Genomic DNA, 14,112 nt, shown 5'->3' on the forward strand with positions numbered 1-14,112 from the left:
GCGGAATCTGCCCCACGACAACGGTGGTCGTGGGGCAGAGGCGCTCACCCCTTACAGACCAAGAGATTTGGCGATGATCACCTTCATCACCTCACTGGTTCCGGCGTAGATGCGGGCCACCCGCGCATCGGTGTAGAGCCGCGCGATCGGGTACTCGGTCATATAGCCGTAGCCACCGAACAGTTGCAGGCAGCGATCGACCACCCGGCCTTGCATTTCCGTGGTGAACAGTTTGACGCGGGCGGCGTCGGGGCCGGACAGTTCGCCCTCCACCAGGTCGAGAACCGCACGATCCACCATGGTCTGCGCGGCCTCGAGTTCAGCCGACATCGCGGCGAGTTCGAACTTGGTGTTCTGAAAGGACGAGACCGGTTTCCCGAAGGCCTTGCGCTCTTTGACGTAGTCGATCGTCGCGGTGATCGCGGCCCGGGCCTGGGCGACCGAGCCGACAGCGACCGTCATCCGTTCCTGCGACAGATTGTTGCCGAGGTAGCCGAAAGCCGCACCGTCGGCACCGAGTCGATTCGCCGCGGGGACTCGGACCTGGTCGAACGACAACTCGACAGTGTCCTGCACCTTGCAGCCCATCTTGTCCAGTACCCGCCCGCGCTCGAATCCGGGCATGCCGTCCTCGACCACCAACAGCGTCAATCCCGCGCGCCGGTTGTCCGGGTCGGTCGAGGTCCGTGCCACCACGATCACCAGGTCGGCGAGCAGGCCGCCGGTGATGAAAGTCTTCGCGCCACTGAGCAGATAGTCGTCGCCGTCGCGAACGGCAGAGGTGCGCATTCCGGCCAGATCGGAGCCGGTGCCCGGTTCGGTCATCGCGATGGCAGTGAGCAACGCACCGCTCGCGAGGCCGGGAAACCAGCGTTCGCGTTGCTGCTCGTCGGCGTATTCCAGGAAGTAGGGAAGGATGACGTCGAGTTGGGTGCGCACCGTGCTCAGGGTCACCAGCGCGCGCGCCGCTTCCTCCTGCAGGACGGCGTTGTAGCGATAGTCCCGCAGCCCCGCTCCCCCGTACGCCGACGGGATGGCGACGCCGAGAACACCGAGCGCACCGAGCTTTTCGAAGACTTCTCGCGGCATCTGGCCGGCCTTTTCCCACTCGGCGTAGTGGGGTGCGATCTCCTTCTCGATGAATTCCCTGGCCAGCCCGCGGAAGGCTTCGTGATCCTCGGTGTAGATGTCTCGGCGCACCGATGTCTCCTTCTGGTCAGGCTGCCAGTTCGACGATGGTGGCGTTGGCGGTGCCGCCGCCCTCGCACATCGTCTGCAGGCCGTAGCGAATTCCGTTGTCGCGCATGTGATGAACCATCCGGGTGAGTAGGCCCGCCCCCGAACCGCCGAGCGGATGACCCAGCGCTATCGCACCGCCGAGCGGATTGACCAGTCGTGGGTCGGCGCCGGTTTCGGCGAGCCAGGCCAGCGGGACCGACGCGAACGCCTCGTTCACCTCGAAGACGCCGATCTCGGACAGATCGAGACCGGCTTTGCGCAAGACCTTCTCGGTCGCCGGGATCGGACCGGTCAGCATGAGCACCGGGTCGCCACCGGTGACCGCGCCCGCGCGGTAACGCACCAGCGGTGTCACCCCCAGCTCGCGGGCGCGCTCCGGTGTCGTCACCAGCACGGCAGCGGCACCGTCGGAGATCTGGGAGGAATTGCCCGCGTGGATCACGCCGTCGTCCTGAAAGGCCGGTTTCAACCTGGCGAGGGACTCGGGGCTCGTCCCGCGGCGCACGCCTTCGTCGGCGGCCACCGTGGCACCCTCGGTGTCGACGGGCACGAGCTGTGCGTCGAACGCGCCTCGATCCTGGGCGGCGGCGGCCAGCTCGTGCGAGAGCGAGGCGAACTCATCGAGCCGATGCCGCGCCAGTCCCCACTTCTGGGCGATCAGCTCCGCGGAGATACCCTGGTTGAACGAGAAATCCAGGTAGCGCGCAAGAGCTTTCGGACCATACGGGGCCCCGCCGGCCTTCGCCGAACCCAGCGGTACCCGGCTCATCACCTCCACCCCGCCCGCCACGACGACATCCTGTTGACCCGACATCACCGCCTGCACAGCGAAATCCACCGCCTGCTGGCTCGAGCCGCAGGCCCGGTTCACCGTTGTGCCGGGAATGCTCTCCGGCCATCCGGCGGCCAATACCGCGTAGCGCCCGATATTGCTCGACTGGTCACCGACCTGGGAAACACAGCCCCAGATCACGTCATCGATGACGGCCGGGTCGATCCCGGTGCGCTCGATCAACGCGGTGAGCACTACCGCGGACAGGTCCGCCGGATGGATACCGGACAGGCCACCGTTGCGTTTGCCCCACGGCGTGCGCACCGCTTCGACCACTACTACCTCACGCATCGCGCTCTCCATTCGAACTAGTCATGGTTGGTTCGGTCTGCCGGGCGAGCGCCCAGCGGCCGGTGAACTCCGGTTCCCTGGCGGCGGCGAACGCCGCGAAAGCCTCCGGTGCGTCAGCGGTCGCGAAGTTGACCCCTTGTGCGCGAGCCTCGTTGGCCAATGCGTCGCGCAGGGTCCGGTCCGCGCCCTCGTTCAGCAGCGCCTTGGTCTGGGCCAGCGCGACCGGCGGTCCGGCGGCCAGTCGTTCGGCGAGCTCGACGACGAAGGCATCGAGCTCCGGTTCCGCGACGACCCAGGTCACCAGATTCAGTGCGTGCGCCTGCGCGGCGTCGATCGTCTCGGCCAGCAGCGCCAGCCGCTTGGCCTGTTGCAGCCCGACGAGTTTGGGCAGGAGCCAGGACCCGCCGAGATCGAGCGACAGCCCGCGACGGGTGAAGATCTGCGAGAACCGCGAATCCGGTTCCGCGACCACCAGATCGCAGCCCAGTGCCAGATTCCAGCCCGCCCCGACCGCCACCCCGCGCACCTTGGCGATGGTGGGAATCGGCAATTCGTGCAGCAGCAGCGCGACCTCGGTGAGCGCGCGCAACTTGTGGATCGGATGACTGGGGTCGGGTGTGGCGATATCCGCACCCGAACAGAACGCCCCGCCCGCACCGGTGAGCACGAGCGCGCGGACGCCGCGATCACGGCCCGCCGCGTCCAGCGCCACGCGCAGCTCCGCCCACAGTTCCCGGTTGATCGCGTTCTTGCGGCGCGGGCGATGCAGGGTCAGCGTGCGTACCCCGTTGCGATCTTCGGACAGCAGTACCCGCTCGTCGAGCCCGTCACTGTCGTTGCCCCCCACCGTCATCAGGGCACAGCCGACGTGATGAGACCGTGCAGGCGCAGCAGTCCGATCTCGTCATCGGTGAGACCGAACTCGGCGAGCACGGCGTTCGTGTGTTCGCCGAGCGCGGGCACCGCACCCATGGGCGGGTCGAACCCGGTGATGATCGGCGGCGGTAGCAGCGCCGGGATCGGGCCGACCGGGGTGTCGATCCGGCGCCAGCGATCACGGTCGGTCAACTGGGGATGCACCAGCACTTCGCTCGGGGTGTTGTAGCGGGCGTTGCCGATGCCCGCGGTGTCGGCGGCCTGCTGGAGGAAGGCCAGGTCGTGGCGGGCGCACCAGGCGCTGATCTCGGCGTCGAGTACCTCGCGGTGGTGAACCCGGTCGGGATTGGTCCGGAACCTCGGATCGACGGCGAGGTCTTCTCGCCCCAGCAGTTCCCGCGCGAACCGTTGCCATTCCCCGTCATTGGTGGTGCCGAGCACCACGGTCTGCCCGTCACCGGTCGGGTACGCGCCGTAGGGCGCCACCGCAGGCGAACTCATGCCGAGTGGCTGCTGATCGATACCGGAGTGCCGGGTGTAGGTGAGCTGGTAGCCCATCACCTCGGCCATCGTGTCGAACAGGCTGACACTGACCGCCGCGCCCCTTCGACCGCGCTGATCCCGCGCCGACAGCATGGCCAGGATCGAGATCGCCGCGTACAGACCGGCGCAGACATCGGCGACCGGTGGACCGGGTTTGGCGGGCGCGCCCGGTAGCCCGGTGACGGCGCAGACCCCTGATTCCGCCTGTGCCAGTAGGTCGTACGCGCGTTTGCCCGACAACGGACCGCCGGCGCCGAAGCCGTCGATCTCGACCGCGATCAGGTCGGGATGCTGTTGCGCCAGGTCGGTGGGTGTGATGCCGAGCCGAGCGGTCGCGCCGGGGGCCAGGTTGGACACGAGCACGTCGGCGTGGTCGAGCAGCAGGTGCAGCACTTCCATTCCGGCCGGCGATTTCAGGTTCAGCGCCACCGATTCCTTGCCCCGATTGACCCAGACGAAGTGCGCCGCGAGACCGTCGACCACATCGTCGTAATAGCGTGCGAAGTCACCGCCGTCCGGGTTCTCGATCTTGAGCACCCGCGCCCCGAGATCGGCCAGGGTGCGGGTGCACATCGGCGCGGACACCGCCTGCTCCAGCGCCACCACGGTGACGCCGGCCAACGGCGCCGGGTCCGTCGCCGCGTGTGCGGCCATCACATCACCATGCCGCCGTCGACCGGCAGCACCTGCCCGGTGACGAAGGAGGCCGCGTCGGAGGCGAGGAACACGAACGCACCCGCCACCTCGTCCGGTTCCGCCCAGCGCCGCAACGGGATTCGGTTCAACATCTGCGCGGAGAACTTCTCGTCGGTGCGCAGGGTGCTCGTCATCGGGGTGGCCGCCAGCGGAGCGAGCGCGTTCACCAGGATCTGTTTACGGGCCAGCTCGCGCGCCAGAGATTTCGTGACGCCGATAATTCCCGCTTTGGCCGCGGAGTAGTTCACCTGGCCGAGCGTGCCGACGATGCCTGCCGAGGAGGTGACGTTGATGATCCGGCCGGTACCGTCGGTCGCCAGTTTCGCCAGCGCGGCCTGGGTGCAGCGGAACGTACCGAGCAGATGGATGTCGAGCAGTCGCGACACCGATTCCTCGGTGGTCTGGGCGAACATGGCGGGATCGGTCACGCCGGCGTTGTTCACCAGGATGTGCAGGACTCCCCCGGCCAGCTCGGCCGCCGCGGCGACGGCGACATCCGCGGACGCTCTGTCACGCACGTCGAGGGCCGCGCTGCGGGCGATGCCGCCCTCGGCCACGATCTTCTCGGCGACCACGGCCGCGGCGGCGCCGTCGACGTCGGTGACCAGCACCGAGGCGCCCGCGGTAGCCAAGGCCCGCGCGACCGCGGCACCGATGCCACCTGCCGCACCCGTGACCAGGGCCGATCGACCCGTCAGATCGAAAAGTGTTGTCTTGTCAGTCATTCAGTAGCTCCTCGGCATTCCCAGCGTGTGCGATCCCAGGTAGTTCAGGATCATTTCCTGACTGATCGGCGCGATCTTCATCACGCGCGCCTCGCGGAAGTAGCGGGCGACGTTGTACTCCTCGGCGTAACCCATCCCGCCGTGGGTCTGCAGCGCACGATCGGCGGCGGTGAAACCCGCTTCCGCGCACAGATACTTGGCGGTGTTCGCCTCGCGACCGCACGGCTTGCCGTTGTCGTAGAGCCAGGTGGCCTTACGCAGGACCAACTCGGCGGCGTCGAGATGGGTCAGCGAGTCGGCGAGGGGGAACTGGATAGCCTGGTTCATCCCGATCGGCCTGCCGAAGACTTCGCGGTCACCCGCGTAGCGCACGGCCCTGTCGAGGGCGACCCGGCCGATGCCGAGCGCTTCGGCGGCGATCAGCATCCGTTCGGGATTCAGTCCGTCCAACAGGTACTTGAAGCCCATTCCCTCTTCGCCGACCCGATCCTCGACCGGAATCTGCAGATCGTCGATGAACAGTTCGTTCGAGGTGACGGCGTTGCGACCCATCTTGGCGATCGGCCGGATCTCCACTTTGGTGCGGTCGAGATCGGTGAGGAACAGCGTCATCCCGTCGGTCTTCTTCGTGACGTCGTCGTAGCGGGTGGTGCGGGTGAGCAGCAGGATCTTCTCCGACTCCATGGCCTTGGAGATCCACACCTTGCGCCCGTTGACCACGTAGTGATCACCCTCGCGCCGGGCGAAGGTACTGATCCGGGTGGTGTCGAGGCCCGCACCCGGTTCGGTGACCCCGAAACACACGTGCAGATCACCGCTGACAATGCGCGGTAACGTCCGCCGCTTGAGCTCCTCGGACCCGTGCACCACCACCGGATGCATGCCGAAGATCGACAGGTGAATCGCGCTGGCGGCGTTCATCCCGCCGCCGGAGCGGGAGACCTCTTCGAGCAACAGCGACGCTTCGGTGATCCCTAGACCGTGCCCGCCGTACTCCACCGGGATCGTGATGCCGAGCCACCCGCCCGCCGCGATCGTGTCGTAGAACGCCGTCGGAAACTCGTGCGCCTGATCGCGCTCCATCCAGTACTTGTCGTCGAACTTCTTCATCAGCTCGGCGACCGAGTCGCGGATCAACTGCTGATCCTCGCTCAGCGCGAAACTCATCCCGCCGGACATATCGAATCCCCCATCAGTCCGAGGCAGGCAGCGCTTTGGCCGCCTTGACTGTCATCGGCTCGCCGTCGCAGGCCAACTGGCCGGCTCCCGCCGCGATGCACAACACCTCGACACCCTCGGCGGCGTCCACATAGCGCTTGCCGATCAACGTGTGCGGCGTGCCGTCGGCGACGACCGACCGGGCGGTGTCGGCGGGGACCATCGGGCTTGCGCCGCAGGTGATCACGGGCGTCCGATCGGCCGGTATCCGGATCACGACCACCCGCGTACCGCAGACGGTGCTGGCGAGTTGATCACCGGGACGCAGTGGCACTGCGGTCATGGTGGATCTCCCTTCCTGAGGTTGCATCGCTCTCTCACAATGAAAACTAGCTTCTCATCCAGGGAGAATCAATGTTTCGTTGACTATCCGACCAACCCGTGGAAATCTTACAGTTCAAATGTGAGAATGTGATTCTCCGAATCGAGAGGAGGACGTATGCGTCTACCCCCGCTGCCGGCGGACCGATGGGACGAGCAGGTTCAGCGCGCCCTGTCCGGTCTGCTCCCCCGGGAACGGCAGAACCCGGCGGGCGCCGGAAACGCACTGGCCACCCTGGTCCGCCACCCGGACCTGACCAAGGCCTACCTCGGTCTCGGTGTGCACCTGCTGTTCCGGTCGACGCTGCCGGCGCGGGTACGCGAACTGGCGATCCTGCGCGTCGCCCATCGACGCGGTTGTGCCTACGAGTGGGCCCACCACGTGGAGATGGCCGGTGAGTCCGGTGTGACGGCCGCCGATATCGCGGCGGCGCAGGGCGGCACCCCCACCGACGAGTTCGACCGCGTGATCTTCGACGCGACCGACGAACTCGACACGACATCGAACCTGTCCGATTCGACCTGGGCCGCCCTCGGCGCGCACCTCGACGAGCGGCAGTGCATGGATCTGGTCTTCACAGTCGGCGGCTACGGCATGTTGGCCATGGCTTTCAACACCTTCGGCGTCGAAGTCGAACAAACGGAAAGGTAACCCCTTGTCCCACTTCACCAAACCGACCGCGGGTAGCTGGACGGAGCACTATCCCGAGCTCGGCACCGAGCCGGTCGACTACACCGACTCCATCGACCCGGACTTCTACGAAGACGAGCGCAATGCCATCTTCAAGAAGACCTGGCTCAATATCGGTCGCGTCGAACGACTTCCGCGCGTCGGTAGCTACTTCACCAGGGAACTGCCCTCGGTCGGCACCTCGCTCATCATCGCCAAGGGCACCGACGAGGTCGTGCGGGCTTTCCACAACATCTGCCGCCACCGCGGCAACAAGCTGGTCTGGGACGACTTCCCGAACGAGGAAACCTCGGGAACGTGCCGCCAGTTCACCTGCAAGTACCACGCCTGGCGATACAGCCTCGAGGGCGAGGTGAACTTCGTCCAGCAGGAGAAGGAGTTCTTCGACCTCGACAAGCAGCTCTACGGCCTGAAATCGGTGCGCTGCGAGGTATGGGAGGGGTTCATCTTCGTCAACCTCGACGAGGACGCCGCGCCGCTCACCGAGTACCTCGGCACGCTCGTCGCCGGTGTCGAGGGGTATCCGTTCCACGAGTTCACCGAGGTCTACAGCTACCGGGCCGAGATCGGCAGCAACTGGAAGCTGTTCATCGACGCGTTCGCCGAGTTCTATCACGCGCCGATCCTGCACATGAAGCAGGCGGTCAAGGACGAGGCCGACAAGCTGGCCGGCGTCGGCTACGAGGCACTGCACTACGAGTTGCAGAGTCCGCATTCGATGATCTCCTCGTGGGGCGGCATGGCCCCGCCCAAGGACCTGAACATGGTCAAGCCGATCGAGCGCGTGCTGCGCAGCGGTTTGTTCGGACCGTGGGACAAGCCCGATATCGAGGGCCTGGGTTCGTTGCCGGAGGGGATCAACCCCGCCCGCCACCGGGCCTGGGGCGTCGACGAGTTCGAGATCTTCCCGAACATGTCGCTGCTGTTCTGGGAGCCCGGCTGGTACCTCACCTACCACTACTGGCCGACCGCGGTGGACAAGCACATCTTCGAGGCGAACCTCTACTTCGTGCCCCCGAAGACCGCGCGCGAACGCCTGGGCCAGGAGTTGGCCGCGGTCACCTTCAAGGAGTACGCGTTGCAGGACGCGAACACCTTGGAGGCCACCCAGACGATGCTGGCCACTCGCATCGTCTCCGAGTTCCCCCTCAACGATCAGGAGATCTTGCTGCGCCACCTGCACAAGGTCGCCAAGGACAAGGTCAAGGAGTACCGAGATGCCACTGCTGCCCGCTGAATTCGCCGATCTGGAGCGGTTCGCCGACTGGGTGCTGCCCACCGAGCCGGAGCGCTACGCCAAGCGTCTCGCCTCGAGCATGCCTGCGATGCAGGAGTTCTACGACATCGCGTTCCCCCGCCTGGAAGACGCGATCACCTACTGCGACAAGTTCCCGCTCGACGACCTGCCCGACGACGCCCGCGCGCTGCTGCACCTGATGCAGTCGCTGGTGAACGTGTCCTTCCCGATCGAGGTCTGGAAGCAGGCGCGGGTGCCCGACTCCGGCGCCGCCATGGTCCACCTGATCCGGGAGCCGGTGGTCTGATCATGCTGACGCTGTTGGCCGCCGGGTATCTCGACATCGACTCCGGCGAGATCGTCCGACCTGGCGTGATCCGGATCGACGGTGATCGGATCGTCGGCCTCGGCGGCGCCCCCGAGGGCGAGATCATCGACCTCGGTGACGCCGTCCTGCTGCCCGGCCTGATGGACATGGAGGTCAATCTCCTGATGGGCGGGCGCGGCGAGACCGGGCTGGCCTCCAGCGTTCAGGATGATCCGCCGCTGCGGATGCTGCGTGCGGTGGGCAACGCCCGCCGCACGCTGCGGGCGGGGTTCACCACCGTGCGCAACCTCGGATTGTTCGTCAAGACCGGCGGCTATCTGCTCGACGTCGCGCTCGGCAAGGCCATCGACGCGGGCTGGGTCGACGGCCCGCGCATCGTGCCCGCCGGGCACGCGATCACCCCGACCGGCGGACATCTCGATCCGACGATGTTCGCCGCGTTCGCGCCGCATGTGCTGGAACTGAGCATCGAGGAGGGCATCGCCAACGGTGTCGACGAGGTACGCAAGGCGGTCAGATACCAGATCAAGCACGGCGCGCAGCTGATCAAGGTCTGTGTCTCCGGCGGGGTCATGTCGCTGACCGGATCGCCGGGGGCGCAGCACTATTCGTCCGAGGAGCTGCGGGCGATCGTGGACGAGGCGCATCGGCGCGGGTTGCGGGTCGCCTCGCACACCCACGGCGCCGACGCGGTGCGCGCCGCCGTGGAAGCGGGAATCGACTGCATCGAGCACGGTTTCCTGATCGACGACGACGCCATCGCGCTCATGGTCGAACGCGGCACGTACCTGGTGCCGACCACCCGCCTGGCCGACGCCATGGATGTGTCCAAGGCTCCACCGGAACTCCAGGCCAAGGCGGCCCAGATGTTCCCGCTCGCCCGCACGTCGGTGCTGGCGGCCTACAAGGCCGGGGTGAAGATCGCGGTGGGCACCGACGCCCCCGCGATCCCGCACGGCCGCAACGCCGACGAGCTGGTCGCGCTCGTCGACCGTGGCATGAGCCCGTTGGCCGTGCTGCGCGCCGCGACCGTCACGGCCGCCGAGCTGATCGATGTCACCGACCGCGGCCGACTGGCCGAGGGACTGCTCGCCGACATCATCGCGGTCCCCGGCGACCCACTCCAGGACATCACCGTCACCCAGCGGGTGCGGTTCGTGATGAAAGGCGGGAAAGTCTTTGTCCAGAAATGACGACGTGATCGAGCTCGAACAGCTGCTCGCACGGTACGCGGTCACCATCACCAAAGGTGATATCGAGGGCCTGATCTCGGTGTTCACCCCCGACGGCAACTACAGCGCCTTCGGCGACACCTATCCGCTCGACGAGTTCCCCGATCTCGTCGCCGCCGCGCCGAAGGGGTTGTTCCTCACCGGAACTCCGGCGCTCGAGCTCGACGGCGACACCGCCAGCGGCACCCAGCCGCTGTGCTTCATCGACCAGTCGACCCACGACATGCGCATCGGCTACTACAGCGACACCTACGCGCGCACCGACGAGGGCTGGCGGCTGCGCACCAGGGCCATGACCTTCATCCGTCGCAACGGCGACCACGATTCCGGCCGCCCGCACGCCTTCGAACGACCGAGTGCGTGAACCGCACCGATTTTCGGGCCGGCCTGCGGTCCTGGCTCGACGACAACGACCTGTCCGCGGGCCCGGACCACTCGCTCGACGCGCAGGTCGCGCAATTGGCCAGAGTCCGGCGCGCGCTCTACGACGCGGACTGGATGCGGTACGGCTGGCCCGCCGAGGTGAGCGGCCTCGGCGGGCCCGCGGTGCTGCGCGCGATCCTGGGCGAGGAGGTCGCCACCCGCGACCTCGCCGAGCCCGGCATTTATTCGATGATCGAGGTGCTCGCGCCGACGATGATCTCCTACGCCACACCGCAATTGGCGGCGCAGATGGTGCCGCTACTGCTCAGCGGTCGTGAGCAGTGGTGCCAAGGATTCTCCGAGCCCGGCTCCGGCAGCGATCTCGCTTCGCTGAGCACCAAGGCCGAACCCCGTGGTGACCACTGGGTGGTCTCGGGGCAGAAGGTGTGGACCAGCCTGGCCCAGTACTCGGCGCGCTGTGTCCTGTTGACCCGCACCGGAATCGGCCACGACGGGATCACCGCGTTCTTCGTCGACATGGACTCCCCCGGTATCACCGTGCGGCCGTTGCGGACGATGCACGGCATCGACGAGTTCGCCGAGGTCTACTTCGACGACGTCGTCGTACCCGCCGACCGCATGCTCGGGCGACCGGGCGACGGCTGGCGGGTCGCGATGGATCTGCTCCCGCACGAACGCTCCACCTGTTTCTGGCACCGAATCGCCTATCTCTACACACGTTTCGACCAGTTGCTCGCCCGGACCCCCGACGCAGGCGACGACGCCGACCTCGGCGCCGCCTATCTCGCTCTGCACACCATCCGCTGCCGGTCGCTGGCGACGCAGGAGCGCCTGGCCGCGGGCGGCAAGCTCGGGCCGGAGACCTCCATCGACAAGGTGCTGCTCGCCACCGCCGAGCAGCAGTTGTTCGACACCATCCGCGACCTGTCGCCCGGTGTCATCGAGCTCGCCGATTCGCCGTTGCGCGCGGAATACCTGTACTCGCGCGCCGCGACGATCTACGGCGGCACCGCCGAGATCCAGCGCAACATCATCGCGCGCCGACTACTCGACCTCGGGAAAGAGTGAACCGTGGATGCTGCCGAACTCGACCTGTTGGCTCAGACATTGCGCAAGACGATGCGAGACGCCTCGGGTGCCGACCTCTACACCGCGCTCACCGAGCTGGGTTGGCACGACATGCTCGTCGAGGCGCCCGATTCCACTGTGCCCCTGGTTTTTCGGCTGCTCGGTGAGACCGGTGCGCACGCACCGCTGCTCAACGACGTGATCCACGCCGCCGCCGGTCGGCCCACCGACGGACCCGTCGCGCTCCCCTTCGCCGGGGGCACCTGGGTCCAGTGGGAACACAGCGGCTCATCCCTTCCGGACTCCGCGCTCCTCGACGCCGAGCTGCCGATCCGGCAGATATCGACGGGCGCCGAGATCCCGCTCGCCGCGGGCCGTCGGGCGCTGGGCTGGTGGCTGACCGGCGCGAGCCGGGCGATGCTCACCCTGGCCCGCACCCATGCCGTGGACCGAGTCCAGTTCGGTCGTCCGGTGGCCTCGTTCCAGGCCATCCGGCACCGACTCGCCGAAACCCTGGTCGCCGTCGAAGGTGCCGAAGCGACCCTGGAGTCCGCCGCCGACGATCTCGGGTGCCTGCTCGCCAAAGCCGCCGCGGGCCGGGCCGCGCTCACGACCGCCCGGCACTGCCAGCAGACCCTCGGCGGCATCGGATTCACCGCGGAACACGATCTGCATCGCCACATCCGGCGGGTCCTGATCCTCGACGGATTACTCGGCAGTTCGCGCGAACTCACCCGCGAGGCGGGCGCGACCGTGCGCGCCGCGGGTTCGGCCGCACGACTGGTGCAGCTATGAGTGAGCGCGTGGAGCCCGCCTGGAAACAACGTGCGGTGGAACGCTCGATCAAGTCCACCCGGCTGCGGGCCGAGCAGCGGGTACAGCGTTTCCTCGACGCGGCACAGGCGATCATCTCCGAGAACGGCAGCACGGACTTCACCGTGCAGGAAGTGGTCGAGCGGTCACGTCAGTCGCTGCGCAGCTTCTACCTGCAATTCGACGGCAAGCACGAGTTGCTGCTCGCGCTGTTCGAGGACGCGCTGCTGCGCACGGCCGAGCAGATCCGCGACGCTGCCGAGGCCGAGGCCGAGGCCGAGCCCTTGGCGCGGCTCGGGGTCGCGGTGCGGCTGCTGTTCTCGTTGTGCCGCTCCGACCCGAGCGACCGCCATCCACTGTTCACCGATTTCGCGCCGCGACTGCTGGTCACCCACCCCGCCCATGTCAAAGTCGCGCACGCGCCGCTGCTGTCGTTGTTCGTCGACCTCGTGACCGATGCCGCGTCGGCGGGCACGCTGCGGCCCGGTCTGAATCCACGCCGGGTCGCCGCCATGACGATGCAGACCGTCATGTTCACCGCCCAGTCCAGTGGCGCCCAGGATGATTCGACGATGCGCCCGATCACCGCCGAGGAAGTCTGGGATTTCTGCGCGTCCGGCGTGACCGGCGCGGTGAGAATATAATTCTCATTCAGGTAGAAGATGAATTACAATTCGGTATGGCCGATCTCTGGAACAACCTGCTCGCGAGCCTCGATCTCCGCGTGTCACCGCCCCCCGGTGGCACTGCCGAGACCGAAGGCGTCATCGCGCCCGACACCGCAACCGGCACAACGGTTCCCGGTGGGCCGCCGACCGCCTTCGAAGGCCCCAATCTGCCGTTGAACTACCGCAGGCTCTTCGGCGGTCAGATCCTGGGGCAGTTCGTCCGGGCTGCCGAACTGGCCTGTCCGGACAAGCAGGTCAAGTCCGTCCACACCCTGTTCGCCAGGGAGGGCAGCTACGACGAGCCGGTCCGGTACGAGGTCTCCAGCCAGCACCAGGGACGGTCCTTCGCCACGCTGTCGATCCTGGCCAGACAATCCACGCGCGTGGTTGCCAGCGCCGCGGTCTCGATGCACGTCGCCGAGGACGGCCCGCAAGCCCAGCACGTCGAGGATGTCGCCGCGGTCCTCGCTCCCGAGTACCGGGTCACCTTCGACCTGCTGCCCTGGGAAACCCGCGCGTTCGATGACCTGAACTCCACCGCGGCCGCACTGCCGGAGTACGAGTTCTGGATGCGCACACCGACGGTCGACCCCGAACTCGCCCCCGCGCTGACCGCCTATGCCACCGATCTGAACCTCATCGGCACCGCGCTGCGCCCGTTCGACGGGGTGAGCCAGCGGGGCAACGGCACCGCTTTCACCTCCGCCGTGACCGCGCACACCCTGTGGTTCCATCGCCCGTTCCGCACCGACGACTGGCTGCTGCTGCGCCAGCACAGTCCGCTGCTGGCGCATGGACGGAGCTTCGGCCGTGGTGACGTACTCACCGCGACGGGTGAGCTCGTCGCCTCGTTCGCGCAGGAGGCACTCGTGCGGTTCGATTCCGAGGTGGCCCAGTCCGTTTCGGCGCCGGCCGCCACGGCGAGGTCGGCCGTACCGCGCGGGTGAGTA

Annotated in this window: 16 protein-coding genes; 9 read left to right on the forward strand and 7 right to left on the reverse strand. The window is 67.2% G+C overall.

Going from position 1 to position 14,112, the window contains the following annotated elements; translation table 11 throughout:
- Nucleotides 1-51: 51 nt before the first annotated feature.
- From QX204_RS16510 to QX204_RS16540, 7 genes are read right to left on the reverse strand one after another with little or no spacing between them, the layout of a single operon-like run.
- Nucleotides 52-1,200 carry an acyl-CoA dehydrogenase family protein gene (locus QX204_RS16510; protein ID WP_301907762.1) on the reverse strand — a complete coding sequence of 383 codons (1,149 nt, stop codon included), beginning with the start codon at nucleotides 1,198-1,200 and terminating at the stop codon, nucleotides 52-54.
- Between the two features lie 16 nt (nucleotides 1,201-1,216).
- Complete coding sequence (locus tag QX204_RS16515) at nucleotides 1,217-2,362, reverse strand: thiolase family protein (protein WP_301907763.1); 1,146 nt, start codon at nucleotides 2,360-2,362, stop codon at nucleotides 1,217-1,219.
- A complete protein-coding gene (locus QX204_RS16520) occupies nucleotides 2,355-3,215 on the reverse strand; it encodes an enoyl-CoA hydratase/isomerase family protein (protein ID WP_301907764.1) in 861 nt (286 codons plus the stop codon). Before QX204_RS16520 ends, QX204_RS16515 begins: the two co-directional genes overlap by 8 nt.
- Complete coding sequence (locus QX204_RS16525) at nucleotides 3,215-4,435, reverse strand: CaiB/BaiF CoA transferase family protein (RefSeq protein WP_301907765.1); 1,221 nt, start codon at nucleotides 4,433-4,435, stop codon at nucleotides 3,215-3,217. Before QX204_RS16525 ends, QX204_RS16520 begins: the two co-directional genes overlap by 1 nt.
- Nucleotides 4,435-5,202, reverse strand: a complete 768-nt coding sequence (locus tag QX204_RS16530) for an SDR family NAD(P)-dependent oxidoreductase (RefSeq protein WP_301907766.1) — start codon at nucleotides 5,200-5,202, stop codon at nucleotides 4,435-4,437. Before QX204_RS16530 ends, QX204_RS16525 begins: the two co-directional genes overlap by 1 nt.
- Nucleotides 5,203-6,381 carry an acyl-CoA dehydrogenase family protein gene (locus tag QX204_RS16535; RefSeq protein ID WP_301907767.1) on the reverse strand — a complete coding sequence of 393 codons (1,179 nt, stop codon included), beginning with the start codon at nucleotides 6,379-6,381 and terminating at the stop codon, nucleotides 5,203-5,205. It abuts the gene before it with no gap.
- Nucleotides 6,382-6,394: 13 nt separating this feature from the next.
- The gene (locus tag QX204_RS16540; RefSeq protein WP_301907768.1) at nucleotides 6,395-6,703 is read right to left on the reverse strand and encodes a hypothetical protein; all 309 of its coding nucleotides are present in this window, start codon (nucleotides 6,701-6,703) and stop codon (nucleotides 6,395-6,397) included.
- Nucleotides 6,704-6,859: 156 nt separating this feature from the next.
- On the opposite strand from QX204_RS16540, the gene QX204_RS16545 reads away from it, so the two are divergent.
- The 9 genes from QX204_RS16545 to QX204_RS16585 are packed head-to-tail and all read left to right on the forward strand — an operon-like array spanning nucleotide 6,860 to nucleotide 14,109.
- Nucleotides 6,860-7,393: a carboxymuconolactone decarboxylase family protein gene (locus tag QX204_RS16545; protein WP_301907769.1), complete on the forward strand. Its 534-nt coding sequence runs from the start codon at nucleotides 6,860-6,862 to the stop codon at nucleotides 7,391-7,393.
- Between the two features lie 4 nt (nucleotides 7,394-7,397).
- Nucleotides 7,398-8,669 (forward strand): aromatic ring-hydroxylating oxygenase subunit alpha, encoded by a 1,272-nt coding sequence (locus tag QX204_RS16550; RefSeq protein ID WP_301907770.1) that lies wholly within the window; start codon nucleotides 7,398-7,400, stop codon nucleotides 8,667-8,669.
- A complete protein-coding gene (locus QX204_RS16555) occupies nucleotides 8,650-8,976 on the forward strand; it encodes a hypothetical protein (RefSeq protein WP_301907771.1) in 327 nt (108 codons plus the stop codon). The genes QX204_RS16550 and QX204_RS16555 overlap by 20 nt, the downstream gene beginning before the upstream one ends.
- A 2-nt stretch (nucleotides 8,977-8,978) precedes the next feature.
- Nucleotides 8,979-10,190, forward strand: coding sequence for a metal-dependent hydrolase family protein (locus tag QX204_RS16560; RefSeq protein WP_301907772.1), 1,212 nt, complete (start codon nucleotides 8,979-8,981; stop codon nucleotides 10,188-10,190).
- Complete coding sequence (locus QX204_RS16565) at nucleotides 10,177-10,593, forward strand: nuclear transport factor 2 family protein (RefSeq protein ID WP_056809211.1); 417 nt, start codon at nucleotides 10,177-10,179, stop codon at nucleotides 10,591-10,593. The genes QX204_RS16560 and QX204_RS16565 overlap by 14 nt, the downstream gene beginning before the upstream one ends.
- On the forward strand, nucleotides 10,590-11,681 hold the full coding sequence (locus tag QX204_RS16570; RefSeq protein ID WP_301907773.1) for an acyl-CoA dehydrogenase family protein: 1,092 nt from the start codon (nucleotides 10,590-10,592) through the stop codon (nucleotides 11,679-11,681). The genes QX204_RS16565 and QX204_RS16570 overlap by 4 nt, the downstream gene beginning before the upstream one ends.
- A gap of 51 nt (nucleotides 11,682-11,732) precedes the next feature.
- Complete coding sequence (locus QX204_RS16575; protein ID WP_301908019.1) at nucleotides 11,733-12,476, forward strand: acyl-CoA dehydrogenase family protein; 744 nt, start codon at nucleotides 11,733-11,735, stop codon at nucleotides 12,474-12,476.
- A complete protein-coding gene (locus tag QX204_RS16580; protein ID WP_301907774.1) occupies nucleotides 12,473-13,138 on the forward strand; it encodes a TetR/AcrR family transcriptional regulator in 666 nt (221 codons plus the stop codon). Before QX204_RS16575 ends, QX204_RS16580 begins: the two co-directional genes overlap by 4 nt.
- A gap of 35 nt (nucleotides 13,139-13,173) precedes the next feature.
- On the forward strand, nucleotides 13,174-14,109 hold the full coding sequence (locus QX204_RS16585; protein WP_301907775.1) for an acyl-CoA thioesterase: 936 nt from the start codon (nucleotides 13,174-13,176) through the stop codon (nucleotides 14,107-14,109).
- Nucleotides 14,110-14,112 lie beyond the last annotated feature (3 nt).

Origin of the sequence: Nocardia sp. PE-7, assembly GCF_030486425.1 — a bacterium.
GTDB classification, from domain to species: Bacteria; Actinomycetota; Actinomycetes; order Mycobacteriales; family Mycobacteriaceae; genus Nocardia; species Nocardia salmonicida_A.